Source organism: Lysinibacillus sp. 10T31, assembly GCF_056394365.1.
The window spans coordinates 1-380 of sequence record NZ_JBFTHS010000258.1; the positions used below are offsets into that span (position 1 = coordinate 1).

At 56.6% G+C, this 380-nt stretch carries 1 protein-coding gene; it reads right to left on the reverse strand.

The annotated features are described in order from the left end of the window. Nucleotides 1–380 (reverse strand): hypothetical protein (locus AC1DCY_RS27925; RefSeq protein WP_477356102.1); only part of this gene is annotated, 380 nt, incomplete at both ends.

Sequence of the window (380 nt, forward strand, 5' to 3'; positions counted from 1 at the left end):
CCTCCAGCCCCATGGAGTTGTCGAACTTATCGCGGATAATTGACGCCGGAGTGGGTTCGCTTTCGCTATCGTAAAGGCCCGCGCCGGTTCCGTTGACGTAGCAGGCGCCATAGTGAGACGCGTGAGGAAACGGAGACACCGTACCGGTAATACCGGGGACCACTACACCAGCGTGTTGCAGGTTTTTGCTTGGGCAGTTGGGTGACAATCGCACAGCGTACGTACGTTGGCAGAGAAGCATTTCGACGTGTTCGGCGTGTAAGCCTGTGCGCTGCATAAAGTCGGTAAGGGTGGTCAAGTGCTGGAGTACTGAGCCGTCTGTTGCGTCAACGCCGAAAGACTGTTTGAAGAAGGCTCGTTCCGACGCTGTCAGGGTGTAC